The following is a 24048-nucleotide window of genomic DNA, read 5'->3' as shown; positions in this document are numbered from 1 at the left end:
ATCCGGAGGGTCCTCCGGATAGCAATGCGAGAGCGGCTACTGTCGTATCTGCAACACCGGCGACGACGAGAACGAGGAACGGGGGACACCGACGTGCCTGCCGCACCCGAGCCCGGGACCCGCCTGCGTTCAGACGCGCAGGCCAACTACAACCGTCTTGTCGCAGCGGCGACGACGGTGATCGATCGTGAGGGCGCAGACGCCCCGCTCACCCTCATCGCGGCGGAAGCCGACGTCGGGATCGGCACGCTCTACCGCCGCTTCCCCACACGCGCGCACCTGATCGAGGCCGTCTATCGGCACCGGATCACCACCCTCTGCGACACCACCGAGGACTTCCTCACCGACGAGCCGACGCCCCACGCCGCATTGCAGGGCTGGATGACCAGGTTCGTCGACATGCTGATCACCCATCGCGCCGTCCCCGACGCGATCCGCCCGCTGTTGGCCTCGGATACCGACTTCCGGACCGAGACACGCAACAATCTGATCGCGGCACTCGTCCGGTTCCTCAGCGAAGGACGGCGAACGGGCACCATCCGCGAGGACGTGGATCCGGTCGACATCCTGCGCGTACTGACCGGCATCGCCTTTCTCAGCGAGACCTCCGACCACGCCCGCGGCTCGATCGCCCTGGTGGCCGACGGGCTCAGGCCCCAGCAGAGCTGATCGCAGCAAGCCGGCACCCAGTAACCTGGACCACGTGGACGCCACGATCTATCACAACCCCCGCTGCACCACCTCCCGTAACGCACTCACCCGGCTGCGCGAGGCGGGCGTCGAGCCCGAGGTCGTCAAGTACCTCGACACCGGTTGGACGCGCGAACAGCTCACGGCCATGTTCGACGCCGCCGGGCTGACGCCCGCTCAGGCGGTCCGCAGACGCGAGAAGCTGTACAAGGAACTCGGGCTCGCCGACGCCTCGGACGACGAGCTGCTCGATGCGATGGTCGACCATCCGGTTCTGGTGGAGCGGCCCTTCGTCGTCACCGAGAAAGGCACCCGGCTCGCCCGGCCGATGGACCGACTCGACGAGATCCTGCCGTAGCCCGCTAACGATTCAGCCCCGCTAACGATTCACGCTGTACGCACTCACCGGATCCTCGAGCGGCCGATGCAAACCCGGAACGACCACCGCGGCGAGCGCGCGGACGAATCCCCGGGTGCAGTTCCAGAAGTCGAAGTAGTCACGCCACACGGCGATCCGGCCTTCGCGTACCTCGTTGCGGCCGCATACCCAGAACTGGATCCGCAACGGCCCCACCCGCAGTTCATCGATCCGCTCGGTCAGCACCACGCCGTCGTCGTCGGCGCTGATCGCGCGGATCTGCGCGTCGAATCCGATGCGATCGCCGTTGAGCCCGCGCATCACCTTCGCGAACCGTCGCTTGCCTCGTACGGTCGGCAGCGAGACGTTGGTGTACACGATCTCGTCGTCCACGCATTCCAGGGCCGCCTCGACCCGACCCTGGGCGAGGTCGGCGAAGAAGGCGTGGACGAGATCCGTCGGTTTCTGTGAGGTCATGCCCCGATGGTATTCTTGCCGCTGTTGTCTCGGCGAGGGTGCGAAGTCACCGTTATCGGCGCGACGGTCACCAGCTCTGCGGACTGCGTCGTCAGTCCACTCCTCGACCGTGTGCGGCGACGCTGAGGCGCCACCACGAAGAATCCCGAACCGAGGAGAATCGCATGGCTACCGCCCCGCAGCTCGCCGCCGCCGTCCGTGAAGAGAAGGGCAAGGGCGCCGCGCGCCGCGCCCGCGCCGCAGGCCAGGTCCCCGCCGTCCTGTACGGCCACGGCACCGACCCGGAGCACCTGCTGCTCCCCGACCGTGAGCTCGCCGCCATTCTGCGCGCCAACGGCGTCAACGCCGTCGTGGAGCTCGACATCGCCGGCCAGAAGCAGCTCGCGCTGACCAAGCAGGTCGACGTCCACCCGATCCGCAACTACATCGAGCACGTCGACCTGCTCATCGTCAAGCGTGGCGAGAAGGTCAACGTCGAGGTCGCCATCCTGATCGAGGGCGTCGCCGCCAGCGGCACGCTCACCATTCAGGACGCCAGCGCCGTCGAGGTGGAGGCCGAGGCCCTGCACATCCCGGAGAACATCGTCGTGGACGTCCACAACCTCCCCGCGGGCACCAACGTCACCGCCGCCGACCTGAAGCTGCCGGCCGGCGTCGAGCTGATCACCGACCCCGAGACCCTCGTGGTCACCATCGAGGCCGCCAAGACCGCCGCGGAGACCGTGGGCGAGGAGGCCGACGAGGAAGCCGCCGAGGACGCCGCGGAGTGATCTCCCCGGCTGGACGGCTCTGAGTGAAACTCATTGTCGGACTGGGCAATCCCGGTCCCGCTTACGAGAAGACCAGGCACAACGTCGGCGCGATGGTCGCCGACGGCCTGGTCTCCTCGTACGGCGAGAAATTCTCCGTGCACAAGCGCTCCGGCGCGCTGACCGCCACTGTGCGCATCGGCGGCGAACCGGTACTGGTCGCGAAGTCACGGACGTACATGAACGTCACGGGCAGGCAGATCGGCCCGCTGGCGTCGTACTACTCGGTCGCTCCCGGCGACCTGATCGTGCTCCACGACGAGCTCGACATCGACTTCGGTGCCGTGCGTCTCAAACTCGGCGGCGGTGAAGGCGGGCACAACGGCCTGCGCTCGATCAGCCAGACCCTCGGTACCCGCGACTACCTGCGCGTCCGTCTCGGCATCGGGCGCCCGCCCGGACGTCAGGATCCGGCCGATTACGTCCTCAAACCGTTTCCCGGTTCGGCGAAGGCCGAGGTTGAACTGCTGGTGGCCAACGGTGTCGACGCCGCCGAACTGCTCGTGAAGCAGGGACTCGAAGCCGCTCAGAACGTCGTTCACGCCTGGTAGTCGGCCCGACGTCACCGGACCCGCCCGACGAGCCTGCGGCCGTCGGGACAAATTTGCGCGACCGCCTTCCCGATCCCCTCGCCGTCGGCGATGATGTCCTCAGTCGACTCTTGATCAATTGATCAAATCCCGCGACATGAAGGAGGTCATCGGTATGACGGCGCCCGCAGGCGACACCAGAACCGACATCCCCGGGCTGCCCCGCCCGATCCGCTGGTCGGCGGCTACGGCAGCGTTCCAGATCGAGGGTGCGCGCGACGAAGGCGGCCGCGGTCGGTCGGTGTGGGATCTGTGGGTGCAGACGCCCGGCAAGGTGATCGACGGTTCCACCGCCGAACCAGGCCCCGACAGCTATCACCGGTGGGCCGAGGACGTCGCGCTCGCCGCCGGCCTCGGGCTCGACCGCTACCGGTTCTCCATCTCATGGACCCGGGTGCAGCCAGACGGCACCGGGCCTTCGAACCCCGCGGGCCTGGACTATTACTCGCGACTGGTCGACGATCTGCTCGCGGCGGGCGTCACGCCCTTTCCCACGCTGTATCACTGGGATCTGCCGGTGCCGATTCACGAGGCCGGCGGCTGGTGCTCACGCGACACCGCCGCACGCTTCGCGGACTACACGGAACTCGTCGCCGACCGGCTCGGCGACCGGGTGAAGAACTGGTACACGATCAACGAACCCGCGATGACCACGCTCCAGGGCTACGCCGTCGGCGCGCTCGCGCCCGGAGAGTTCCTGCTCTTCGACGCCCTCCCGACCGCCCATCACCAACTGCTGGCTCACGGTCTGGCCACCCGAGCGCTGCGGGCGGCCGGAGCCGACGCCGTCGGCGTCGCCAACAACCACACGCACGTCCGGCCGCTGAATCCCGAGTCCCCCGCCGATCGTTCGGCCGTGGACGCCTACGACCTGCTCCACAATCGCATCTTCGCCGATCCGATTCTCACCGGCGCGTACCCGGACCTGTCCGCGTTCGGCCACGAGATGCCGGTGCGCGAGGGCGACATGGAGACGATCGGCCAGGCGCCCGACTTCTACGCGGTCAACTTCTACAACCCGACGACGGTGACCGCTCCGACGGGCGAGGACAATCCGATCCCCTTCGACATCGTCCCCACCCCGGGGGCACCGGTCACCGGATTCGGCGACGAGTGGCCGATCGTCCCCGAAGCGCTCACCGCGCTGCTCGTCGACTTCACCGAGCGCTATCGCGACCTCCCGCCCCTGATCGTCAGTGAGAACGGCGCCTCGTTCCCCGAGCCGGACCGTGCCGCACGCGTCGACGACGCTGACCGGATCTCGTATCTGGACGGTCATATCCGCGCGGTGGGAGCGGCCATCGCCGCCGGCGCCGACGTCGAGGAGTACACGGTGTGGTCGCTGATCGACAACTTCGAGTGGGCCGACGGCTTCACCCAGCGCTTCGGCCTGGTTCACGTCGACTTCGACACCGCCGAGCGCACGCCCAAGGCCTCCTACGACTGGTACCGCCGCGTCATCGAGGGGAACCGCGCGTGAACCGCCCCGCCCCGATCGGGCGCCGCTGGATGACACTGTTCACGCTCGCCTGGCTGGTGATCTGGATGGCGCAGCTGACACCCCTGCAACTGCTGTTGCCGCTGCAGCTCGACTCGCAGACCTCCGACGACGGCGACCGCTGGATCCACAGCGTGGTGGTGTCCGGCCTCATCCTCGGCATCGGCGCCCTGGCGGGCGTGGTCGCCGGTCCGCTCGCGGGTGCCGCGTCCGACCGCACCGACGGCTCCCGGTTCCCGTCGTGGCTGGGCGGCCGACGCCGAGTCTGGGCGCTCGGCGGCAGTTGGGGCATCGCGCTCTTCCTCGCGCTGACCGGGCTCGCCCACCGTCCCTGGCTGGTGGCGATCTGCTGGGTCGGGGTCTCGGTGGCAGTAGCGGTGGCATCGGCGGCGTTCACCGCGATGATCCCCGATCAGCTGGCGCCCGACCAGCGCGGCGCGGCCTCGGCGGCCATCGGTTCCTCACAGGCCCTCGGCATCGTCCTGGGCGTGGGCACGGTGGTGGTCCTCGGTCTCGATGTCCTGCCCGGTTATCTGGTGCTGGCCGCACTCGTCGTCGTGGTCGGCACGTGGGCGTCGATGGGCCTGCCCGACCGCCCGGCGCCGCGCAGCGAACTCGCGATCGGCATCACCGACCGCCCACGCTGGGCGTCCTTGCGAGACCGCGACTTCTGCTGGATGCTCGGCGGTCGACTCATCGCCAACGTCGGCAACGCACTCGGAACATCGTTGTTCCTGTTCTTCCTCCTCTACGGCCTGCACCAGGACAAGGACGCGGCCGAGGACAATCTTCTGATCCTGATCGTCGTGTACACGATCTTCGTGGTCGGCAGCTCCGTGATCTTCGGGATGATCTCCGACCGTCGGGGCCACCGCCGGACGCTCACCGTCGTCGCGGCGATGGTCCAGGCCTGTTCGGGACTGGTGATCCTCGCGCATCCCACGTATGCGGTCACGATGGCCGGCGCGGCTCTCATGGGTGTCGGCTACGGCGCGTTCATGACCGTCGGCCTCGCCTTCGCCACCGATCTGCTGCCGCACGTGGAGGATCACGGCCGGGACCTCGGCATCGTCAACGTCTCCGCGGCCCTGGGTCAGTTGGTCGGGCCCATGCTGGGAGCGGGACTGGTCGCCGCGGTCGGCGGATTCTGGCTGGTCTTCGCGATGGCATGTGTGTTGTCCGTGGTCGGAGGCCTGATGACGCTGGGCGCCCGGAACACCGACTCCGCCCCCGCGGTCGTCGAGCCGACATCCTCTGCCGACGCCGGTTCGGCCCGGAAGTAGAATTACGCCCGAGTGTCCGGCGCACCACGGTCGCCGGAATCGAGCAATGAGAACGGACGAATCTTGGCGACATTGGCTACCCCGTCGGGCCACCCGAACGTTGCGATGCTGGGCATCGGCGCATACCGCCCCAAGCGACTGATCACCAACGACCAGCTGTGCCGGGTGCTCGACTCGTCCGACGACTGGATCTTCGAGCGCAGCGGCATCCGCAACCGTCGCTGGATCAGCGGCGACGAGACGATGCGGAGCATGTCAGCGGCGGCCGCCGATCGCGCGATCGTCAACTCCGGTGTCGATCGCGAGAAGATCGATCTGATCATTCTCGCCACCAGCAGCTGGCCGTGGAACGTCCCGCACGGAGCCCCGATCATCGCCTCCGACATCGGCCTCAACGGCATCCCCGCCTTCGATGTGGCGGCAGGCTGCGGCGGCTTCGGTTACGCCCTCGGCGTCGCCGCCGACGCGCTCCGCGCGGGCAGCGCACACTATGCCGTCGTCATCGGCGTCGAGACCATGTCCGTCGGTCTCGACCCGACCGACCGCAGCACCGGATTCATCTTCGGAGACGGGGCCGGAGCGGTGGTCGTGGGGCCGAGCGAGGTGAACGGAATCTCCCCGGTGGTGTCCGGCAGCGACGGCGAGAACGCCGAGGCCATCGCGCAGAACATCAACACCGTCGACTACATGGCACGATCGGTCGAGTACCAGGAGAAGGATCCGCAGACCGATCCCGTCGGGCGGATGATCATCAAGATGGAGGGGCCCAGGGTGTTCCGCTGGGCCGCCATCACCCTGCCCAAGGCGCTGACCAAGCTGCTCACCGAGTCGGGTGCGGGGCCCTCGGACATCGAGGTCTTCGTCCCGCACCAGGCCAACGCCCGGATCAACGAGCTGATGCGGAAGAATCTCGGCCTGCCCGACGACCTGCCGATGGCGGGCGACATCGAGAACACCGCGAACACGTCGGCGGCCTCGATCCCGCTGGCCATCGAGGAGATGCTGGCGACCGGCAAGGCCCAGGGCGGCCAGCTGGCCCTCATCCTCGGCTTCGGCGCGGGTCTGAGCTACGCCGGCTGCGTGGCGACACTTCCGCCGGCCCCGACCGTCTCGTCCTTCGACGGGCTCGACGAGGCCGAGCCGGGACCCCTCGCCGCGCATCTGGCCGGCATCGTCGACTGACGCCGGCCCTGACGGGTCGACTGACGCCGGTCGGGCTCAGGCGTTCTCCTTCCGGAAGACGCTGGTGCCCCACCATCCGCCCAGGGCGCTGAGCACGATCGCCGCCAGCAGACCCCACGCCACCTGCGACGACATCACGTCGCCGAGGAACGAACGGCGCACGGAGTCCACGATCCAGCGGAAGGGCATGAAGTCCGACACGCGCTCGAGCCACGCCGGCCCGAGAGTCATCGGCAGGAGGATGCCCGACAGCAGCAGGATCGGCATCAGCAGCATGTTGAGGACCGGCGCCATCACGTCCTCGCTCTTGGTGGTGAGTGCCAAGGCGTTCGACGCGGCGGCGCAGGCACCGCCGACCAACAGCGTGATGACGATGCCGAGAACGATGCCCGGCACCGAGGCCCGCATTCCCATCGCGTAGCCGAGAGCCACGAGGATCAGTGCCTGGACGAGCAGCTGCAGGAGGTCGCGCAGGAGCCGGCCGAACAGCAGCGAGGTCCGGCCGGCCGGTGTCACGCGCTCGGCTTCGATGACGCCCTCACGCCACTCGCCGATCAGCCCGAACCCGGCGAACATGGCACCGAACATTCCGAGCTGCACCAGCAGACCGGGAACGAGGAAGGTGTACGCGTTGTCGCCGACTCCCGGGAACTGCGCGACCAGCGGTTTCAGCAACGGCCCGAAGAGGACCAGATACATCACCGGTTGCATGATGCCGATGAGAACCCACGCGGGATTGCGCAGATTCATCCGCAGCTGCCGGCGGAAGACGATGTACGACTCACGCAGAAATCTCATCGGACACCTCCTCGGTGTCGGCAGCGGCCTCCGCATCGCGAAGACTGCGGCCGGTCAGGGTCAGGAAGACATCGTCGAGGGTCGGCCGCATGATCTCGATGGACTCGATCGTGTTGCCGCTCGCCTCGAGTTCGCGCAACAGCCCCGGCACCACCTTCGCCGACCCGCGGAGCCGGGCCCGGACTCCGACGCCGTCGACGCGGATCTCAGTGGCACCGAGCGACTCCAGTTGCGCCGCCGCGCGTGCGACGGGTTCACCGGCGCCGAACTCCAGGTGCACCAGATCGCCGGACACCTGTGACTTGAGGTTCTCCGGTGTGTCGGCCGCGACGATCCGGCCGTTGTCGATGATCATGATCCGGTCCGAGAGCGCGTCCGCCTCATCCAGGTAATGCGTGGTCAGGAACACCGTGGCACCGCGCTCGGTGCGCAGCTTGGAGATGTGTTCCCACAGGTTCGCGCGCGCCTGCGGGTCCAGCCCCGTCGTCGGCTCGTCGAGGAAGACCAGCGTCGGATCGTGGATCAGTCCCATCGCGATGTCGAGTCGGCGCCGCTGACCGCCCGACATGTTCTTGGGCATGCGATCCCACAGTCCGTCGAGTTGCAGTTGCGCGAACAGTTCCTTACCTCGTCGCACGGCGTCACGTCTGCTCATGCCGTACAACTGGCCGTGGTCGGCCACCTCGTCTCCGGCCAGCGCCTGAGAGAACGTCGCACCCATCTGGGAGACATAGCCGATGCTGCGCCGCACCTGAACCGACTCGGTGGTGACGTCGTACCCGTTGACCGTCGCGGTGCCCGCCGTCGGACGCAGGAGCGTAGTCAGCATTCGCAAGGTCGTCGTCTTGCCCGCGCCGTTGGGGCCGAGGAAGCCCACCACCTCCCCTTCGGCGATGTCCAGGTCGACGCCGTCGACCGCACGGACCTCGCGTTTGGACTTGCCCTTGCCGGTGACGAAAGTCGCGACGAGTCCGCGTGCGTGAATCATCCCGGTTCCTTCCGGTAGTCAAATTTGACTAGTCAATAGTGCGACGACGGCAGGCGGCGTGTCAATGGCCGGTCATGTTCGGCGGGTGGTCGGTTCGGCGGGTAGTCAGTTCGGCGCGCGGTGCAGCGCCGCGCGATAGCGTTCGCGATCCTCGACGATCTGGTAGCCGGGGTCGTCGGCGGGCGGCGCCCACCGGCCGGTGTCCTCGAAGCTGAGCGCGCCGGAGGCGATGTCGGCGAGCACCCCGTCGAGCCAGTGCAGTTCCACCTCCGCGAACTGCTTCCACAGTGCCAGAGAGCGCAACGCGTGCGGCGGTGCGTAGACCTGCCCGTCCTCCGGTGGCATGACGTCGCCGATGGCCCGGCGCACCGCGTCCCGGCGGGCGCGCAGAGCCGCTTCCGCGCGCCGGTCGTCGAGCATCGGGAGCAGTCCGAACGCGGCTTGGAAAGCGTGGCGGTCGTAGATGTTCACCTCCGAGACCCCGGCGACGATCGCGTCCTCCAGCACTACCCTGCCTGCTTCGGCGAGTTCGTACACCACCACGTCGCGACCGCCGTCGCCGATCGTGTGATCGATCAGGAGCCCCTGGCCCGCCAGAGATCGCAGAGCGTGGTAGATCGATCCGGGATTGATGCTCGCCCAGGCGTCGACCTGCCACGACATCAGCTCGCGCCGGATCTGATAGCCGTTCACCGGCTCGAACAATCCGACCGCGCCGAGCACCAGGAGCCGAGTGGTCGTGACGGACATACCTGTCACGGTAATCCGGTCAGTGCCGGAGCGGACGCACTACCCGGCGGCGCTAGATGTCCGGGGAGTACAGCTGACATGGAGGTGTCTAGAGGTCGCCCGTCAGATAGTGATCCATCACCGGCCCCACCTGGCGGGCGAGCTCGTCCGGCGTCGCACTCGCGATCTCGGGTAGCGCGAAGACGTAGCGGGCCATCACCAGGCCCAGCATCTGGCTCGCGACCAGCGAGATCCTCCGCTGCCTCTGATCGCCTCGCGCCGCGTCGTGCAGGACTCGTCCGGCCGCACCGAGGAAGAACTCCCGCACTCTGCCCGCGACCTCGTCGTCCGTCGCCGCCACACGCAGCATCGCGATCGCGCGCAGCCGCTGCTCCGGATTCTCCTCCCAGAAGCCGATGGCGCGGCGAACGAGCGCGACGCCGACGTCCGTCGACTCCGCGACCCCGGCCAGGATGTCGGCCGGATCGCGCTCCGGAGTCAGCGCCGCCACCAGCAGGCCCGATTTGGTTCCGAAGTAGTGGTGGATCAACGCGGCGTCGACGCCGGCGGCCCGCGCGACCTCGCGCATCGACGTGCGGTCGAATCCCTTGGCGGCGAACAGCTCCCGGGCAGCGTCGAGGATCGCACCGCGAGTCCGGCCGGCTCCGTCGTCGCCCGGCGGCCGCCCCCTGGTGCGTGCGTTCACTGCGCCGGCCGTTCCCGGGCGAGAACCAGCATCCGTTCCTCGATGGTGGCTCGGACGGGTTCGCACTCGGCGGAGACTCCCGCGGCGTCGAGTACCGCGTCGATCTGCGCCGGATCGGTGTCGGGCACTCGGATGTCGCGGCCGGCCAGGATCACCGGCACGTCGGCGTCGTTCAACGCCGCGAAGGCCGCCGCCCAGTCGTCGGTGCGAACGGCGATCGCGCGGGTGTCGCCGATGATGTCGTCCTCGCTGCCCGAACCGACCAGCCGACCGCCGACCATCAGGAGCAGCCGGTCGCACTGCTGCGCTTCCTCCATGTAGTGCGTCGTGACCAGCACCCCGACGCCGGCCTCCGCCTGCTGACGGATGGTGTCCCACAGCCGGGCGCGGGCGAGGGCGTCGACGCCGGACGTCGGTTCGTCGAGAACGAGGACTTCCGGTCGGTGAGCGAGGGCGATGGCGAACGCCGCCTGCCGCTGGGCGCCCAGGGACAGATCCCGCACGAGGGTGCGCCGCACGTCGGAGAACCGGCCGGGCAGTTCGGCGTTCTGCGCGCGGTAGGCGTCGGCGCTGAACTCCAGGTTCTCCTCCACCGTGAGGTCGGTGTAGAGCCCCAGGTTCTGCGGAACGTAGCCCAATCGTGCACGACGATCCCGATCCGGCGCGCCGCCGAGGACCTCGACGGAGCCCTCGGACGCCGCCGACAGGCCCAGAAGCATGCGGATGAGCGTGGTCTTCCCCGCTCCGTTGGCCCCGATGAGCCCGACCACTTCGCCTGCTTCGACGCTCATCGACACATCGTCGACAGCGGTGACGTCGCCGAATCGCCGGGTCACCGACCGCGCCCGCAGCACCGGTTCACTCATGCCGTCACCTCCCGTCGCATCCGGTCGGCGAGCGACAGTGAGATGACGATGTCCTCCAGATCGGGGTCCACCGGTTCGAGATCGACCGGGCGGGTCTCGCCGCCGGGCCGTTCGTCGGGCCAGTACTCGTGACGCTCGCGTCCCCGGCGCCATGACCACTCCGGTCGCGCAGGCTGTGCCGAGCGAGTGACGACTCCGGTGAATCCGGAGCGCACGTCGTCGTAGGAGCCCTGTGTCAGAACCCGTCCGGAGTCGAGGACCACCAGGTGCCCGGCGCGTTCGGCCTCGTCCAGGTACGTCGTCGACATCAGGACCGCGGCGCCTTCCGCCGCCGCCTCGGAGATCATCCGCCACAGATCGATGCGGCTGACCGGATCGACTCCGGTGCTCGGCTCGTCCATGACCAGCAGCTCGGGCCGGTGCAGCATCGCCATGGCTGCTCCCAGTTTGCGGCGCATACCGCCGGATAGCGCGGAGGCGGTCCGGTCCGCCGCGTCCGCGAGGCCGGCACGCCCGATCAGTTCGTCGCACCGCCGGTCGAGCTCGGTTCCGCGCAGGCCGTAGATCCCGCCGACGAACTCCAGGTTCTGCCGCACCGTCAGCGCCGCCCAGCTGCCCGGGCCCGCGGCGAGGAATCCGATGTGGTTCTTCCGCGGCGCACGCACCGTGCCCGTCGTCGGCGCGAGTTCACCGACCACGGTGCGCAGCAGCGTCGACTTGCCCGCGCCGTCGCCGCCGACCAGTGCGACGACCGTCCCGGCCGGCGCCCGCACGGACACATCGTCGAGGGCCGTCCGGTCACCGAACCGCACGCTCACCCCGTCGATCTCGGCGATCATTCGGCGCCCGCCTCGCTCGCCGCGTTGTGCACCTTCGGCGCGTTGGGAGCGAGATCACGCCGGAAGCGGAGCGTCGCCCCGGTGAACACCACGACGGCCATCACCGCCAGGACCACCAACGGGAGCCACAGCGACGAGATCGGCGCATCGCGCAGCATCACCCCCTGGGAGATCATCGTGAAATAGGTCAGCGGCAGCAGATAACCGATCCACCGCACGCCCGCGGCCATCGCTTCCAGCGGAAAGATCATGCCGGAGAGCAGAATCTGCGGCATCAACAGCATGAATGCGGTCTGAATCGCCTGCCCGGTGGTCTGGGAGACGGTCGAGATGAAGACTCCCAACCCGAGGACCACGAACAGGAAGAGCGCTGATCCCAGCGCGAATATCAGCACGTTCCCGTTGAACGGGACGTCGAACAACAGCATGCCGAGGACGGTCACGATGATCAGGTCGACCGCCGCGAGCAGGAAGTACGGCACGATCTTTCCGAGAATCACCTGACTCGGCCGGATCGGCATCACCGCGAGTTGTTCCAGTGTGCCAGCCTCCCGCTCCCGCACCAGACCGATGCTGGTGATGATGGTGCCGATGAACGTGAGGATCAGACCGATGATCGCGGGCACCATCACCCACGACGTCTTCAGATCCGGGTTGAAGAGGACCTCGACGTGGATCCGGTCGCCGAACTTGTTGAGCACCCCGACGCTCGACTGGGCGGCGAACATGTTCGACCGTCGACGAACGCCGTCGCCTGCTCCCCGGGACCGGCGGGGGCCACCACCGCGACATCGACCTCGTTCTCGCGCAGCAGGTCCTTCGCGTCTGCGGCCGTGCGGTCGGGGTAGGTATCGGTGACATCGAAGTACCCGGGCAGCGACTGCGCCACCTGTGTCGCCGTCGGCCCGACCACCGCGGTCTTGACCGAGGAGACGTAGAAGTTGGCCGCGTACCCGAAGATCACCAGCAGCAGAAGCGGCAGGACGATCAGCATGGCCATCGTGCGGGGGTCTCGCCTGAGTTCGCGGAACTCCTTGAGGATCATCGCGCGCATAGGACCATCTGACCACTGCGAGCCACTCTGGTCAACGCTTGATGAATATTTTACCGACCCACTCGGCGCCTCGCGTTACTTCCAGGTAACTGCGCGGCCGTGAGAGCGTGGAAGACAAAGGTGTGCTCCGGCACACATGCCTAGCGATCGGAGACCCAGATATGGCCGAATTGCCTGAAGCCGTCGGCACACAGATGATCGGCATGCTCGGGATCGGCGCCCACCGCCCCGAGCGCGTCGTCACCAACGACGAGATCTGCGAGCACATCGACTCCTCGGACGAATGGATCTACACCCGCACCGGCATCAAGAGCCGGCGGTTCGCGCGCCGGGACGAGACCGTGGTGGAGATGGGCGTCAACGCCGGCCGCAAGGCGATCGCCAACGCCCTCCTTTCGGGCGCGGACATCGATGCGGTCATCCTCGCCACCAACACCCATCTGCTGCTGACGCCCGCCGGCGCCGTCGCGATCGCCACCGAACTCGGTGCCAACGGAGTCCCCGCGTTCGACGTCACCGTCGGCTGCGCCGGATTCGGCTACGCGCTGTCGCTGGCCTCCGACATGGTGCGCGGCGGCAGCGCCACTCACGTACTGGTGGTCGGTGCCGAACAACTGTCGGTGACTCTGGACATGACCGACCGCACCAACTGCTTCATCTTCGGCGACGGCGCGGGCGCCGTGGTGGTCGGCCCCACCGAGAAGCAGGGCCTCGGCCCGGTGGTGTGGGGAAGCGACGGAACCCAGTTCAACGCGATCCGGCAGGACATCGACTGGGTCAGCTACATGGACGCAGGCGACATCGAGAAGCGGCCGTACCTGCGGCTCGAGGGCACCGCCGTGTTCCGCTGGGCCGCGTTCGAGATGGGCAAGGCCGCTCAGCGCGCCCTCGACGTCGCCAAGGTCGACGCCGCCGACATCGACGTCTTCGTTCCGCATCAGGCCAATTCGCGGATCAACGAGTTGCTTGCGCGCAGTCTGAAGTTCCCCGAGTCGACTGTCGTGGCGAACGACATCGAGAAGACCGGCAACACCTCGGCGGCGTCGATTCCGCTCGCCATGGAGGACCTGCTCTCCACCGGGCAGGCCAAACCCGGCGACACGGCCCTCCTGCTCGGTTACGGCGCCGGGCTCAGCTACGCCGCTCAGGTCGTCACGATGCCGCCGATACCGTTCGAGTGAGAGCTCCGAGAATTTCGGCTCCCGCAGCGCTCTGTGAGACCGTTGCGGGAGCCGAAATTTCTTCGATCACCAGAACTGGTCTTAGGTGAGCTTACCGGCCATCACCACGACCACCACGAGCAGCGCCACCCGAACCACGCCCGTGCCACGGCCGAGCACCAGCGTCGATCCCAGCACCGATCCGGCGATGTTGGCCGCGGCCAGGATCGCGCCCAGCGTCCACCACACGTCGCCCTGCACCGCGAAGACCACGAGTGCACCGCCGTTGGTGGCAGTGTTCGCCACCTTCGCCAGCGTGGCACTGGTGAGGAAACTCTGGCCGAGAAGCGCCGTCAACGTGATGATCAGGAACATGCCGGTCCCCGGACCGAAGATTCCGTCGTAGAAGCCGATGACGCCGAAGGCCACCAGCGCCGCCGCGTAGCGGCCGCGCCGGATCGGTCTCGAACCGGCGGCGCTCGCCGACCCGAACTCCGGGCGGCGCGCCACGAAGAGACCGACCGCCACCATCAGCACGATGACCACCGGCCGCATCACGTCAGAACTGGGGGCTCCGGCGGCCAGCGCGCCGAGCGCGGCACACGAGGCGGCGACGGGCACGCTCGCCGCGGCGAGCCCGCGGTCGACCGGCACCCGCCGCAGGTACAGCACCGCCGCGGTCGCGGTCCCCCAGATCGCGGTGAGCTTGTTGGTGCCGAGTGCCGTCGCCGGCGCCATCGACGGAAAGACGATGAGCAGCAGCGGGATCAGCACCAGTCCGCCTCCGCCGACCACCGCGTCGATCCAGCCCGCGACCACCGCGCCGCCGATCAACAGGGTCAGCACGGCTGGATCGGGCAGCGGCACGGGGATTCCTTCGCTCACTCGGAGATTTTGCGTCTGACGTCGGCAGACAGATAGCGTAATCGAGTGAGTTCTGAGGTCATCGCACGCGAGGTGAAGCGCCGTCGAACCTTCGCCATCATCTCCCATCCCGACGCGGGCAAGTCGACGATGACCGAGGCCCTGGCGCTGCACGCCCGGATGATCAGCGAGGCAGGCGCGGTGCACGGCAAGGGCGGCCGCCGATCCACCGTCTCGGACTGGATGGAGATGGAGAAGGCACGCGGAATCTCCGTGAGCTCCACCGCACTCCAGTTCAGCTATTCGCCGGGCGACGCCGACGCCGCCGATGCACCGAACGTCATCAATCTCGTCGACACACCCGGTCACTCCGATTTCTCCGAGGACACCTACCGGGTGCTGACGGCGGTGGACGCGGCCGTCATGCTGATCGACGCGGCGAAGGGACTGGAGCCGCAGACGCTGAAGCTGTTCCAGGTCTGCCGCCACCGCGGAATCCCGGTCATCACCGTCGTGAACAAGTGGGACCGCCCCGGCCGAACCCCGCTGGAGCTGATCGACGAGATCAGCGAGCGCATCGGCCTGATCCCGACCCCGCTGTACGTTCCGGTCGGCATCGCCGGCGACTACCGCGGTCTGCTCGACCGCCGCACCGGCGACTACATCCACTTCGAGCGCACGGCGGGCGGAGCGAAGATCGCGCCGGAGGAACTCCTCACCGCCGACCAGGCGGCCGAGCGCGAGGGCGACGCGTGGGTGGCCGCCCGGGAGGAGAGCGAACTCCTCGCCGAGCTGGGCCAGGACCACGACCAGGAGATGTTCCTGGCGGGCCAGACGTCGCCGATGATCTTCACCTCGGCCATGCTGAACTTCGGCGTGCGGCAGCTGCTCGACGCCCTCGTCGAGTTCGCGCCGCCGCCGCGCGGGCGCGAGTCGATCGACGGCGTCGAGCGCGCCGTGACCGACCCGTTCAGCGCCGTCGTCTTCAAGGTCCAGGCCGGCATGGACACCAGTCACCGCGACCGCCTCGCCTACATGCGGATCGTGTCCGGCGAGTTCGAGCGCGGCATGGTCGTCACGCACGCGCAGACCGGCAAACCGTTCGCGACGAAGTACGCGCAGGCGGTGTTCGGGCGCGACCGCTCCACCGTCGACACCGCGTTCCCGGGCGACGTGGTCGGCCTGGTGAACGCGATGGCACTGGCCCCCGGCGACACGCTGTACATCGACCCCCGGATCCAGTACCCGCCGATCCCCTCGTTCGCTCCCGAACACTTCTCGTCGCTGCGCGTCACCACCGCCGACAAGTACAAGCAGTTCCGCAAGGCCGTCGACCAGATGGACGCCGAAGGCGTGGTCCAGGTGCTGCGCAACGACGTCCGCGGCGACGCCTCGCCGGTCCTGGCCGCCGTCGGCCCGATGCAGTTCGAGGTCGTCACCGCGCGAATCAAGGCGGAGTTCAACGTCGACACCATCATCGAACCGCTCGGATACAGCCTCGCCCGCCGCACCGACGAACAGAGCGCACCCGAGCTCAACCGTCAGCGCGGCGTCGAGGTCTTCACCCGCAGCGACGGCGCGATCCTCGCCCTGTTCTCCGACAAGTGGCGCCTGCAGTACATCGAGAAGGAACACCCCGATCTGCTGCTGGAGCCGCTGGTCGCCGCGGCCGACTGATGGTCCCGCTGCGCCGCGCCGCGGTGCCCCTGATGCTCCTGGGCCTGACCGCCTGCGGCACCGACGCGACGACCGTCGACGAATCGGTCCCACCGCCTCCGCACAACGGGTCGACCAAGACGCTCGCCGACGGTGACTGCTCGGCGACACCCGCGGCCGGCCGGATCGTCCGGAGCGGTTACGGGCTGAACTATTCGCGCGGCACGATGACGGTCTCGGTGAAGCGTCCCGGCTCGCAGCGCTGCGTCGCCTTCGCCAAGTCCGGCCGCACCGACCCCGCGGTGCCGCCGGACACGCTGCTGTTCACCTTCACCGGAGACCGCGGCGAGGGCGGGCAACTGGAGTTCCTGGCGGTCGATCTCGCGGGTGGGATCCTCCCCTGGCCGGCCGGTGCGTCGGCCCGGGAGCCCGGGGCGCCTATCACCGCGACCGTCGGCGTCTCGCTCGACGGCACGTACTTCACATCCGCCACGTGCACGCTGCGGCTCGCAACCGTGACCGAGACGAGGGCTGCAGGTCGATTCGACTGCCCCGACGCGCTCGCTGCGCGGGCGAATCCCTTCGATCCCGACGACGACGTCTCCTACGACGATCCGACGGTCCCGGCGGCCCCACCCGAGTCGGCGGCGCTGTCGGGTCTGTTCACCGTGGAGAAGTAGGTCCGGACGCAGTCGCGCTAGGCGATGATCGCGGCGACGGTCGCGGCATCCACCTCTTCGACGGTCGCGGGCGAGAACGCCGGATTCCGGTCCTTGTCGACGAGGACCGCGCGGACGCCCTCGACGAAGTCGGGATGCCGGGTGATGCGGCCGGCCGCGGCCAGTTCACGGTCGAGACACTCGGCGAGCGATGAGGTCGCCCCCGCGGTGATCAGCCCGGCCGTCACCCACAGGCTGGTCGGTGACGCCGACGCCAGCAGATCGAGCATCTCCTCGGCCCACGCGTCACCGACCGCACCGCGCAGGCCGCCCACGATGCCGACGACGTTGTCGTCGTCGAAGTACTCGGCGATCTTGCGCAGCGGGAGATCGCTGGTGACCGGCCCACGATGGTCGGCGAGTGCGTCCCGCAGCGGGTCTCCGCGGCGGACGGCGTTCGCCACATCGTCGATCCGCTCCGACGGCACGAAATGAGTCGCGAGTCCGATGGCGACGGCATCGGCGCCGCGCAGGCGTGCGCCTGTCAGCCCGAGCCACATCCCGACGCCCTGCGGCAGACGCGGAAGGAAATACGTGGACCCCACATCGGGGAAGAACCCGATCGCGGTCTCCGGCATCGCGATCAACGCCTTCTCGGTGACCACCCGGACCTCGCCGTGCACGCTGATGCCCAGTCCACCACCCATGGCCGCACCGTCGACGAGGGCGACGTACGGCTTCGGGTACTCCGCGACGAGCTGGTTCAGCCGGTACTCGGCGGCGAAGTACCGGACCACCTCGTCGCTCTCACCGGCGAGCACGTGGTCGCGCACCACGCGGATGTCGCCGCCGGCGCAGAAGGCGCGATCACTTGAGGAGGTGACCAGCACGGTCTCGATCGCGTCGTCGTCGCCCCATTCCTCCAGCACGGAGTGCATCTCGGTGATCATCGACAGATCCAGGGCATTGAGCGCGCGGGGGCGGTCGAGGACGATCTCGCCGACGCCGCCGCGCACCTGGGTGCGGATGTAGGACATTCAGTCACGGTAGCGCAGCGTCCGTACCGCAGAAGAGAACGGGCGGGTCGAGCGACCGCTCGACCCGCCCGAGTATCCGATCAGCTGCGGGAGGTGTTCTCCGCGACGCGGCCGGTGTTCTCGGCGATACGAGCGGTGTTCTGGCTGATCTTGAAGATCGCGATGTACAGCTCGAAGATCACGCGCGCGAGGATCAGATAGATGAGGTACACCAGCGGCACGATGATCAGTGCCACGATCACCGTCAACAGGCCCGCGCCGACGTTGTCGCCCATCTCGGCGAAGCCGGAGATCACGCCGCCGATCAGTGCGATCGCGGCGATGATGGTGAACACGATCGTGACGATCATGTACAGCACCGGGATCACCCGGGTGGCGACCATCTTGCTGAACTGGAAGTCGAAGAGCGCCGACAGGAAGGAGCCGGACTCCTCCGGCGGCGGCTGGTGAGCGGCGCCGGGATCGACCGGGTAGGTCGGCTGGTTGTAGGCGCCGAACTGCTGCGTGTAATCGGACGGCTGGCCGTAGCCTCCGGGCTGCTGGCCGTACGTCTGCCCGTACTGGGGCTGACCGTACGGCGTCTGGCCGGGCTGGGATTGACCGGCCTGGGATTGGCCGGGTTGGGATTGACCGTAGTCGGGCTGACCGGGCTGGGACTGGCCGGGCTGCGGTTGACCGGGCTGGGACTGACCGTGATCGGGCTGCTCGCCCTCGGGCTGGTTGAACGGATCGTTAGGCGGAGTCGTCATATGTGAACCTCTCAGGAGTCATGCCTGATCGCCAGGTCGGCGACACTTGGTTGGAACAACGTAACAACTGGCTGTGACCCTCGCAGGCTCCCCGGCCGACACCGTCACGCGATGCGGTCGCGTCACGTATCGGGTCGGCGCACGCGCACGCGCGCCGCGGTCACGAATCGAGCAGTTCGGCCGCCTCCATCCACTCGGCCTCGGCGATCTCCTTGGCCGCCACCACTTCCCGGAGTCTGGCGTCCAGATCGGCGAGCCGCTCGGGGTCGACGGCGGCGTCGACCATCTCGGCGTGGAGCTTCTCCTCCTGCGCACTGAGCTTCTCCATCTGACGCTCCGCGCGGCCGAGTGCCTTGCGCGCCGCCTGGTGTTCGGCGGCCGAGAGTCCGCCGTCACCGGACGCGGGCTTCGGCTCGGCGGCCGGAGCGGATCGGCGGGCCGGAGGCGCATCGGTCTCGGCAGCCCGTCGTTCCAGGTACTGGTCGATTCCGCGCGGCAGGTTCGTCAGCGCGCCGTCGCCGAACAGCGCCCAGGTGCTGTCGCAGACCCGTTCGATCAGATACCGGTCGTGGCTGATCACGACCAGCGTTCCGGCCCAGGAGTCGAGCAGATCCTCCACCTGCTGGAGCGTGTCGATATCGAGATCGTTGGTCGGCTCGTCGAGCAGCAGCACATTGGGTTCGGCCATCAGCACACGCGTGAACTGCAGGCGGCGACGTTCGCCGCCGGACAGGTCTCCGACCGGCGTGCGCTGTCGCGCCGGGGAGAACCCGAGCCGTTCCGCGAGCTGACTCGCCGACAACTCCTTGTCGCCGAGCGTCACATGACCGGCCACCTCCTCGACAGCGTCGAGCACGCGCAGGGTGGGATCGAGGTCGTCGAGTTCCTGACGCAGCCAGCCGATCGAGACGGTCTTGCCCTCGATGCGGCGGCCCGGCGACACCGGCACCTCGCCGGCGAGCGCCCGCAGGAGCGTGGTCTTGCCGGAACCGTTGACCCCGACGAGGCCGACCCGCTCCCCCGGCGCCAGCCGCCAGGTGGTGTCCTCGAGCAGCACTCGACCCTCGGCGCCGTCCGACGACGGTGCGGTGAGCCGCGCGTTCTCGAGTTCGATGACCACGCGGCCGAGGCGGCGCTTGGCGAATGCGGAGAGTTCGACGGTGTCGCGCGGCGGGGGCACGTTCGCGATCAGCTTCTCGGCCGCCTCCACCCGGTAACGCGGCTTGGACGTGCGCGCTGGAGCACCGCGCCGCAGCCACGCCAGTTCCTTGCGCGCGAGGTTGCGCCGGCGCTCCTCGGCGGCATCGGCCTGCCTGGCGCGTTCGGCTCGCGCGAAGATCCAGTCGTTGTAGCCGCCCTCGTATTCGTCTACGCGCCCGGAGTGGACCTCCCACGTGCGGGTGGCGACGGTGTCCAGGAACCAGCGGTCGTGAGTGACGACGATGAGCGCGCTGCGCCGGTTCACCAGATGTTCGGCGAGCCAGTGAACGCCCTCGATGTCGAGATGGTTGGTCGGTTCGTCGAGGATCAGCAGGTCGGAGTCGGTCACCAGCGCGGCCGCGAGAGCCGTCCGACGACGTTGCCCTCCGGAGAGTTCGCCCACCTTGCGGTCGAGGATCGCGTCGACCCCGATACCTGCGAGGATGCCGCGGATCCGGGCGTCGCCGGCCCACTCGTGTTCGGGGGCGTCGGCGCCGACCACCGCGTCGGCGACGGTGATGCCGGGATCGAGGTCGCCGCCCTGGGTGACCGTCGCGATGTGGATGCCACCCGCTCGCGAGAGGCGCCCGGAATCGGGTTCGGTGATGCCCGCCAGGATCTCGAGCAGGGTCGTCTTACCGCCGCCGTTGAGCCCGACGACGCCGATGCGCTCACTCTCGTGCACGCCGACACTGACCTCGTCCAGAAGCGGCTTGATGCCGAAGCTCTTGCTGATGCGTTCGGCGTTGATCAGCGACGTATTGGTACGCGGGGGCATTCGTGCTTTCCGTTCAGTCAGTCGTCCAGCGAGGTCAGTCGTCCAGCGAGGTCAGTGGTCGGCGAGGTCAGTTGACCGCGATGAGGCGGGCGCCCGCCACCGGCCCGGACGCGGTCCGCACGGCCTTGGCCACACCGGACCCGGACAGTTCGGCGGCCACCCGGACGGCGGCGTCTTCGTCGGCGCACAGGAACGCGCAGGTGGGCCCGGACCCGGAGACGATCCCGGCGAGCGCTCCGGCCTCGCGGCCCGCCCGCAGGGTGCGCCGCAGCATCGGCTGCAGCGACAGCGCGGCCGGCTGCAGATCATTGTGGAGCAAAGGGGCCACGGCGCGCACATCGCCCGATGCGAGCGCCTGCATCAGCTCGTCCGGACGGGCGACGCCCGCGGCGGCGGGCTGGTCATCGCCGTCGCGGGCCCGGAGCCGGTCGATCTCCCGGTACACGTCCGGAGTGGACAGCCCGCTGCCCGACACCGCGAGCACCCAGTGCAACGCGCCGCGGTGCAGCACCGGCAGCAGTTGCTCTCCCCGGCCGGTGCCGAGCGCTGCGCCGCCGACCACGGAGAACGGGACGTCCGAGCCCAGTTCCGCGGCGATGGCGAGGAGTTCGTCGCGGGCGATGTCGAGCCGCCAGAGCCGGGCCGCAGCGACGAGCGCCCCGGCGGCGTCGGCCGAGCCGCCGGCCATGCCCCCGGCCACCGGAATCGTCTTGTCGATGGTGATCGCCACGTGCGGGTCCATCCCGGCATGCCGCGCCAACGCGACCACGGCCCGCGCGGCGAGGTTCGTCGCATCCGACGGCACCTGTCGGCGGTTCTCGCCGCGGACGGTCACCGACAGCGCGTCGTCGCCGCGCACGGTGACCTCGTCGTAGAGCGACAGCGCACAGTACAGCGTCGACAGTTCGTGGTATCCGTCGTCGCGGAGCGGCCCGACGCCCAGGTGCAGATTGATCTTCGCCGGGACCCGGGCGGTCGCGCCACCCATCATCGGGCGGCTCCGGTCTCGATCCCGGCTGCGTGGCCGGCGCGCGCGAGCCGGACGAAGTCATCGACGTCGCACCGTTCCCCGCGGAGCCCGGGGTCGATTCCCGCCGCTCGGAGGAGTTCTTCGGCCCGCGGGGCGCTGCCCGCCCACGACGAGAGCGCCGACCGCAGGGTTTTGCGGCGCTGAGCGAATGCGGCGTCGATCGCGGCGAATGTCTGCGCCCGCAGCTCCGGGTCGGTCCCGTAGACGTCGCGGCGGTCGATGCGGACCAGGCCCGACTCGATCTTGGGTTCGGGCCAGAAGACGTGTTTGCCGACGGAACCGGCTCGGGCCACGTCGCCGAAGAAGCGGGCCTTCACGCTCGGCACCCCGTAGATCCGGCCGCCCGGAGCGGCGGCGAGACGGTCGGCAACTTCGGCCTGCACCATCACGAGCGCGGTGCGGATGGTCGGGAACTGCGCCATGAGGTGCAACAGCACCGGAACCGCGACGTTGTACGGCAGGTTCGCGACCAGCGCGGTCGGCGCGTACGGGAGGTCGGCGGGGGTGACGGTGAGGGCGTCCGCGGTGACGACGTCGAAGTTCGCCGCCTGTGCGGGCGCGAACTCGGCGATCGTCCGTGGCAGTCGCGCGGCGAGCGTGCGGTCGATCTCCACCGCCACCACGCGGCCGGCCTCGGCGAGCAGCGCGAGGGTCAGCGATCCGAGTCCCGGTCCCACTTCCAGAACCACGTCGTCGGCACCGACGCCGGACACCGACACGATCCTGCGAACGGTGTTGGCGTCGTGGACGAAGTTCTGCCCCAGCGTCTTGGTCGGGCGCACATCGAGCTCTGCGGCGAGTGCGCGGATCTCGGCGGGACCGAGCAGACGAGGCGAATCAGGGACGATGTTCACCTGAACATTGTGACTGATGATCGTCGGGAGGTGCCGCAGCGGACGGCTGCACCGCGGGCGAGGATCAGCGGAGGCCGATCTGCGACGAGCAGGACGGCCACGCGCCCCAGCCCTGAGCGGCCTGCGTCTTCTCCGCGATGGCGATCTGCTCCTCGCGAGTGGCGAGATCCGGACGCGGCGCGTACTCCTGGCCGCCCCAGCGATCCCAGGTGTTCTGGTCGAACTGGATGCCGCCGTAGAACCCGTTGCCGGAGTTGATGGCCCAGTTGCCGGTCGATTCGCACTGAGCGAGACGATCCCAGACGCCGTACGGAACCGCCGGTGCACCCGGCTTGGTTCCGACGCGGACCGTGGCAGCCTTGGGCTCCACGAGAACCTTCTCGCTGATCTTGGTCTTCTTGACGACCTTGCCGTTGACGGTGGTGATCGAGTACTTCACATCGGCCTTGCCGGGAGTACCCGGGTCCTCGACCTTCTTGGTTCCCCGGGTCAGCGTGTCGTCGTCCTTGGTGTTCTCCGGCGGCTTGACGTCCTCGGTGAGGGTCTTCTCCTCGGTCTTGATCCGGGTGACGCGGATGTCCATGTCCTTGCTGACCGGAGTCTGCGCCGCGGGCACCACCTTGTCGGTGGGCGAGAGCGGCTTGCCCGCACGGGCGAGCAGGTCGCCGACCGTCTTGGCCGCAATGCTCGGCGTCGACTTCTGGCCGCCGTCGTCGAGCTTGACCCGCTTGGGCAGGGTGACGTCGAGATCGGCACCGTCCACCGGAAGCACGTCGTTCAGCGGTGCGGTCACCGCGCTGGTCGCCATGCCGCGTTCAGCGAGAACCTGACCGACGGTGGACGCGTTGGTGGTGATGTTCAACGGCCTGCCGTCGACCACCAGCTGCACTTTCTTGAGGCGGTCGACCGTGATGGTCTGGTTGTCACGCGGCGCACTCGAGAGCGGCACGTTCACCTTGTCGCCGTCGGCAGGGTCGATGCCGTTGTCGCGCAGCACGCTCCCGACCGAGAAGGCCATCGTGCTCACATGCATGGTCTGTCCGTCGACCGCCAGCGTCACCTCCTTGTGCATGACAGCTCCGGTGACGGCTCCGGCCGTGACGGTGGTCAGCACGGCTCCGAGGGCTACTCGGGCGCGCATGGAGGTGGACGTGTTGATTCTCTTCAAGACAGACATACAGTTCCCTGCCGGGT

24 protein-coding genes and 1 pseudogene are annotated in these 24048 nt (G+C 68.6%); 10 read left to right on the top strand and 15 right to left on the bottom strand.

What is annotated here, in order from left to right; translation table 11 throughout:
* The first annotated feature begins 93 nt into the window (after nt 1-93).
* Nucleotides 94-669: a TetR/AcrR family transcriptional regulator gene (locus ACK8HH_RS04645; protein ID WP_006897701.1), complete on the top strand. Its 576-nt coding sequence runs from the start codon at nt 94-96 to the stop codon at nt 667-669.
* 34 nt (nt 670-703) lie between these two features.
* Nucleotides 704-1048 (top strand): arsenate reductase (glutaredoxin), encoded by a 345-nt coding sequence (gene arsC / locus ACK8HH_RS04640; protein WP_006897700.1) that lies wholly within the window; start codon nt 704-706, stop codon nt 1046-1048.
* Nucleotides 1049-1069: 21 nt separating this feature from the next.
* Here the strand turns inward: arsC and ACK8HH_RS04635 are convergent, their stop codons facing one another.
* Entirely contained in the window at nt 1070-1525 is a 456-nt protein-coding gene (locus tag ACK8HH_RS04635; protein ID WP_006897699.1) for a limonene-1,2-epoxide hydrolase family protein, read from the bottom strand.
* 164 nt (nt 1526-1689) lie between these two features.
* On the opposite strand from ACK8HH_RS04635, the gene ACK8HH_RS04630 reads away from it, so the two are divergent.
* From ACK8HH_RS04630 to ACK8HH_RS04610, 5 genes are all read left to right on the top strand, one after another.
* Nucleotides 1690-2295: a 50S ribosomal protein L25/general stress protein Ctc gene (locus tag ACK8HH_RS04630; protein WP_006897698.1), complete on the top strand. Its 606-nt coding sequence runs from the start codon at nt 1690-1692 to the stop codon at nt 2293-2295.
* A 23-nt stretch (nt 2296-2318) separates the two neighbouring features.
* Nucleotides 2319-2885 (top strand): aminoacyl-tRNA hydrolase, encoded by a 567-nt coding sequence (gene pth, locus ACK8HH_RS04625; protein WP_045538499.1) that lies wholly within the window; start codon nt 2319-2321, stop codon nt 2883-2885.
* Nucleotides 2886-3039: 154 nt separating this feature from the next.
* Nucleotides 3040-4404 (top strand): GH1 family beta-glucosidase, encoded by a 1365-nt coding sequence (locus tag ACK8HH_RS04620; RefSeq protein ID WP_412475578.1) that lies wholly within the window; start codon nt 3040-3042, stop codon nt 4402-4404.
* A complete protein-coding gene (locus tag ACK8HH_RS04615) occupies nt 4401-5705 on the top strand; it encodes an MFS transporter (protein WP_062368020.1) in 1305 nt (434 codons plus the stop codon). The genes ACK8HH_RS04620 and ACK8HH_RS04615 overlap by 4 nt, the downstream gene beginning before the upstream one ends.
* 63 nt (nt 5706-5768) lie before the next feature.
* Nucleotides 5769-6887: a beta-ketoacyl-ACP synthase 3 gene (locus ACK8HH_RS04610; RefSeq protein ID WP_045538511.1), complete on the top strand. Its 1119-nt coding sequence runs from the start codon at nt 5769-5771 to the stop codon at nt 6885-6887.
* Between the two features lie 36 nt (nt 6888-6923).
* Here the strand turns inward: ACK8HH_RS04610 and ACK8HH_RS04605 are convergent, their stop codons facing one another.
* The 7 genes and pseudogenes from ACK8HH_RS04605 to ACK8HH_RS04575 all read right to left on the bottom strand — a co-directional run bounded on the left by ACK8HH_RS04605 (nt 6924) and on the right by ACK8HH_RS04575 (nt 12867).
* Nucleotides 6924-7685, bottom strand: a complete 762-nt coding sequence (locus tag ACK8HH_RS04605) for an ABC transporter permease (protein WP_346074656.1) — start codon at nt 7683-7685, stop codon at nt 6924-6926.
* Complete coding sequence (locus ACK8HH_RS04600) at nt 7669-8673, bottom strand: ATP-binding cassette domain-containing protein (protein ID WP_062368018.1); 1005 nt, start codon at nt 8671-8673, stop codon at nt 7669-7671. Before ACK8HH_RS04600 ends, ACK8HH_RS04605 begins: the two co-directional genes overlap by 17 nt.
* A gap of 105 nt (nt 8674-8778) precedes the next feature.
* Nucleotides 8779-9423: a PadR family transcriptional regulator gene (locus tag ACK8HH_RS04595; RefSeq protein WP_412475577.1), complete on the bottom strand. Its 645-nt coding sequence runs from the start codon at nt 9421-9423 to the stop codon at nt 8779-8781.
* 88 nt (nt 9424-9511) lie between these two features.
* Nucleotides 9512-10108, bottom strand: a complete 597-nt coding sequence (locus tag ACK8HH_RS04590; protein WP_006897690.1) for a TetR family transcriptional regulator — start codon at nt 10106-10108, stop codon at nt 9512-9514.
* The gene (locus ACK8HH_RS04585) at nt 10105-10974 is read right to left on the bottom strand and encodes an ABC transporter ATP-binding protein (protein ID WP_412475576.1); all 870 of its coding nucleotides are present in this window, start codon (nt 10972-10974) and stop codon (nt 10105-10107) included. Before ACK8HH_RS04585 ends, ACK8HH_RS04590 begins: the two co-directional genes overlap by 4 nt.
* Nucleotides 10971-11813, bottom strand: coding sequence for an ABC transporter ATP-binding protein (locus tag ACK8HH_RS04580; RefSeq protein WP_062368015.1), 843 nt, complete (start codon nt 11811-11813; stop codon nt 10971-10973). Before ACK8HH_RS04580 ends, ACK8HH_RS04585 begins: the two co-directional genes overlap by 4 nt.
* Nucleotides 11810-12867: pseudogene (locus tag ACK8HH_RS04575) on the bottom strand (ABC transporter permease). The gene ACK8HH_RS04580 and the pseudogene ACK8HH_RS04575 overlap by 4 nt, the downstream one beginning before the upstream one ends.
* 161 nt (nt 12868-13028) lie before the next feature.
* Here ACK8HH_RS04575 and ACK8HH_RS04570 point away from each other — a divergent pair.
* On the top strand, nt 13029-14048 hold the full coding sequence (locus ACK8HH_RS04570; protein WP_045538489.1) for a beta-ketoacyl-ACP synthase III: 1020 nt from the start codon (nt 13029-13031) through the stop codon (nt 14046-14048).
* An 81-nt stretch (nt 14049-14129) separates the two neighbouring features.
* Here ACK8HH_RS04570 and ACK8HH_RS04565 read toward each other — a convergent pair whose 3' ends face one another.
* Nucleotides 14130-14894, bottom strand: coding sequence for a TSUP family transporter (locus tag ACK8HH_RS04565; protein ID WP_062368014.1), 765 nt, complete (start codon nt 14892-14894; stop codon nt 14130-14132).
* Nucleotides 14895-14957: 63 nt separating this feature from the next.
* Between ACK8HH_RS04565 and ACK8HH_RS04560 the strand changes: the two genes are divergently transcribed.
* Together ACK8HH_RS04560 and ACK8HH_RS04555 are read left to right on the top strand one after the other, a co-directional pair.
* A complete protein-coding gene (locus ACK8HH_RS04560) occupies nt 14958-16568 on the top strand; it encodes a peptide chain release factor 3 (RefSeq protein ID WP_045537770.1) in 1611 nt (536 codons plus the stop codon).
* The gene (locus ACK8HH_RS04555) at nt 16568-17227 is read left to right on the top strand and encodes a hypothetical protein (protein ID WP_006897683.1); all 660 of its coding nucleotides are present in this window, start codon (nt 16568-16570) and stop codon (nt 17225-17227) included. Before ACK8HH_RS04560 ends, ACK8HH_RS04555 begins: the two co-directional genes overlap by 1 nt.
* A 17-nt stretch (nt 17228-17244) precedes the next feature.
* Here the strand turns inward: ACK8HH_RS04555 and ACK8HH_RS04550 are convergent, their stop codons facing one another.
* The 6 genes from ACK8HH_RS04550 to ACK8HH_RS04525 form a co-directional block, all read right to left on the bottom strand.
* Nucleotides 17245-18243 carry an enoyl-CoA hydratase/isomerase family protein gene (locus tag ACK8HH_RS04550; protein WP_006897681.1) on the bottom strand — a complete coding sequence of 333 codons (999 nt, stop codon included), beginning with the start codon at nt 18241-18243 and terminating at the stop codon, nt 17245-17247.
* A gap of 80 nt (nt 18244-18323) precedes the next feature.
* Nucleotides 18324-18992 (bottom strand): DUF4282 domain-containing protein, encoded by a 669-nt coding sequence (locus ACK8HH_RS04545; protein ID WP_006897680.1) that lies wholly within the window; start codon nt 18990-18992, stop codon nt 18324-18326.
* Between the two features lie 160 nt (nt 18993-19152).
* Nucleotides 19153-20970, bottom strand: coding sequence for an ABC-F family ATP-binding cassette domain-containing protein (locus tag ACK8HH_RS04540; protein WP_045537767.1), 1818 nt, complete (start codon nt 20968-20970; stop codon nt 19153-19155).
* Nucleotides 20971-21037: 67 nt separating this feature from the next.
* Entirely contained in the window at nt 21038-21958 is a 921-nt protein-coding gene (locus ACK8HH_RS04535; protein WP_006897678.1) for a 4-(cytidine 5'-diphospho)-2-C-methyl-D-erythritol kinase, read from the bottom strand.
* The gene (gene rsmA, locus ACK8HH_RS04530; protein WP_006897677.1) at nt 21958-22854 is read right to left on the bottom strand and encodes a 16S rRNA (adenine(1518)-N(6)/adenine(1519)-N(6))-dimethyltransferase RsmA; all 897 of its coding nucleotides are present in this window, start codon (nt 22852-22854) and stop codon (nt 21958-21960) included. Before rsmA ends, ACK8HH_RS04535 begins: the two co-directional genes overlap by 1 nt.
* A gap of 64 nt (nt 22855-22918) precedes the next feature.
* Nucleotides 22919-24031 carry a resuscitation-promoting factor gene (locus ACK8HH_RS04525; protein ID WP_006897676.1) on the bottom strand — a complete coding sequence of 371 codons (1113 nt, stop codon included), beginning with the start codon at nt 24029-24031 and terminating at the stop codon, nt 22919-22921.
* Between the last annotated feature and the right edge of the window lie 17 nt (nt 24032-24048).

The organism is Gordonia sp. LUNF6, from assembly GCF_047041125.1.
GTDB lineage: Bacteria > Actinomycetota > Actinomycetes > Mycobacteriales > Mycobacteriaceae > Gordonia > Gordonia sihwensis.
This window is presented reverse-complemented; position numbering and strand designations above follow the sequence as displayed.

What these genes read in the sequence shown, in the direction of transcription:
- ACK8HH_RS04635 (WP_006897699.1), bottom strand. Translation starts at nt 1,525, where the DNA reads ATGACCTCACAGAAACCGACGGATCTCGTCCACGCCTTCTTCGCCGAC.
- ACK8HH_RS04630 (WP_006897698.1), top strand. Translation starts at nt 1,690, where the DNA reads ATGGCTACCGCCCCGCAGCTCGCCGCCGCCGTCCGTGAAGAGAAGGGC.
- ACK8HH_RS04620 (WP_412475578.1), top strand. Translation starts at nt 3,040, where the DNA reads ATGACGGCGCCCGCAGGCGACACCAGAACCGACATCCCCGGGCTGCCC.
- ACK8HH_RS04605 (WP_346074656.1), bottom strand. Translation starts at nt 7,685, where the DNA reads ATGAGATTTCTGCGTGAGTCGTACATCGTCTTCCGCCGGCAGCTGCGG.
- ACK8HH_RS04600 (WP_062368018.1), bottom strand. Translation starts at nt 8,673, where the DNA reads ATGATTCACGCACGCGGACTCGTCGCGACTTTCGTCACCGGCAAGGGC.
- ACK8HH_RS04595 (WP_412475577.1), bottom strand. Translation starts at nt 9,423, where the DNA reads ATGTCCGTCACGACCACTCGGCTCCTGGTGCTCGGCGCGGTCGGATTG.
- ACK8HH_RS04585 (WP_412475576.1), bottom strand. Translation starts at nt 10,974, where the DNA reads ATGAGTGAACCGGTGCTGCGGGCGCGGTCGGTGACCCGGCGATTCGGC.
- ACK8HH_RS04580 (WP_062368015.1), bottom strand. Translation starts at nt 11,813, where the DNA reads ATGATCGCCGAGATCGACGGGGTGAGCGTGCGGTTCGGTGACCGGACG.
- ACK8HH_RS04570 (WP_045538489.1), top strand. Translation starts at nt 13,029, where the DNA reads ATGGCCGAATTGCCTGAAGCCGTCGGCACACAGATGATCGGCATGCTC.
- ACK8HH_RS04555 (WP_006897683.1), top strand. Translation starts at nt 16,568, where the DNA reads ATGGTCCCGCTGCGCCGCGCCGCGGTGCCCCTGATGCTCCTGGGCCTG.
- ACK8HH_RS04550 (WP_006897681.1), bottom strand. Translation starts at nt 18,243, where the DNA reads ATGTCCTACATCCGCACCCAGGTGCGCGGCGGCGTCGGCGAGATCGTC.
- ACK8HH_RS04545 (WP_006897680.1), bottom strand. Translation starts at nt 18,992, where the DNA reads ATGACGACTCCGCCTAACGATCCGTTCAACCAGCCCGAGGGCGAGCAG.
- ACK8HH_RS04540 (WP_045537767.1), bottom strand. Translation starts at nt 20,970, where the DNA reads ATGCCCCCGCGTACCAATACGTCGCTGATCAACGCCGAACGCATCAGC.
- ACK8HH_RS04535 (WP_006897678.1), bottom strand. Translation starts at nt 21,958, where the DNA reads ATGGGTGGCGCGACCGCCCGGGTCCCGGCGAAGATCAATCTGCACCTG.
- ACK8HH_RS04525 (WP_006897676.1), bottom strand. Translation starts at nt 24,031, where the DNA reads ATGTCTGTCTTGAAGAGAATCAACACGTCCACCTCCATGCGCGCCCGA.